General features: G+C 55.7%; 1 rRNA gene (running past one end of the window). It reads left to right on the top strand.

Annotation, left to right across the window (positions count from 1 at the left end):
- A 23S ribosomal RNA gene (locus ACFRKB_RS38845) occupies nt 1-1,397 on the top strand (it extends 1,794 nt beyond the left edge of the window).
- Nucleotides 1,398-1,418 lie beyond the last annotated feature (21 nt).

Genomic DNA, 1,418 nt, shown 5'->3' on the forward strand with positions numbered 1-1,418 from the left:
GTGCCTGAGACCTGATGCCGAGCCGATTGTGGTGAAGTGGATGATCCTATGCTGTCGAGAAAAGCCTCTAGCGAGTTTCATGGCGGCCCGTACCCTAAACCGACTCAGGTGGTCAGGTAGAGAATACCGAGGCGTTCGGGTGAACTATGGTTAAGGAACTCGGCAAAATGCCCCCGTAACTTCGGGAGAAGGGGGGCCACACTAGGTGATGGGATTTACTCCTTGAGCTTGGGGTGGCCGCAGAGACCAGCGAGAAGCGACTGTTTACTAAAAACACAGGTCCGTGCGAAGCCGTAAGGCGATGTATACGGACTGACGCCTGCCCGGTGCTGGAACGTTAAGGGGACCGGTTAGTCAATCTTCGGGTTGGCGAAGCTGAGAACTTAAGCGCCAGTAAACGGCGGTGGTAACTATAACCATCCTAAGGTAGCGAAATTCCTTGTCGGGTAAGTTCCGACCTGCACGAATGGCGTAACGACTTCTCGACTGTCTCAACCATAGGCCCGGTGAAATTGCACTACGAGTAAAGATGCTCGTTTCGCGCAGCAGGACGGAAAGACCCCGGGACCTTTACTACAGTTTGATATTGGTGTTCGGTTCGGCTTGTGTAGGATAGGTGGGAGACTGTGAAGCTTGGACGCCAGTTCAGGTGGAGTCGTCGTTGAAATACCACTCTGGTCGTGCTGGATGTCTAACCTGGGTCCGTGATCCGGATCAGGGACAGTGTCTGATGGGTAGTTTAACTGGGGCGGTTGCCTCCTAAAGAGTAACGGAGGCGCCCAAAGGTTCCCTCAGCCTGGTTGGTAATCAGGTGTTGAGTGTAAGTGCACAAGGGAGCTTGACTGTGAGACCGACGGGTCGAGCAGGGACGAAAGTCGGGACTAGTGATCCGGCGGTGGCTTGTGGAAGCGCCGTCGCTCAACGGATAAAAGGTACCCCGGGGATAACAGGCTGATCTTCCCCAAGAGTCCATATCGACGGGATGGTTTGGCACCTCGATGTCGGCTCGTCGCATCCTGGGGCTGGAGTCGGTCCCAAGGGTTGGGCTGTTCGCCCATTAAAGCGGTACGCGAGCTGGGTTTAGAACGTCGTGAGACAGTTCGGTCCCTATCCGCTGTGCGCGTAGGAGTCTTGAGAAGGGCTGTCCCTAGTACGAGAGGACCGGGACGGACGAACCTCTGGTGTGCCAGTTGTTCTGCCAAGGGCATGGCTGGTTGGCTACGTTCGGAAAGGATAACCGCTGAAAGCATCTAAGCGGGAAGCCTGCTTCGAGATGAGGACTCCCACCTCCTTTGAGGGGTTAAGGCTCCCAGTAGACGACTGGGTTGATAGGCCGGATATGGAAGCCAGGTGACTGGTGGAGTTGACCGGTACTAATAGGCCGAGGGCTTGTCCTCAGTTGCTCGCGTCCACTGTGT

The sequence above is a fragment of the Streptomyces scopuliridis genome (assembly GCF_042790125.1).
Lineage (GTDB): Bacteria > Actinomycetota > Actinomycetes > Streptomycetales > Streptomycetaceae > Streptomyces > Streptomyces scopuliridis_A.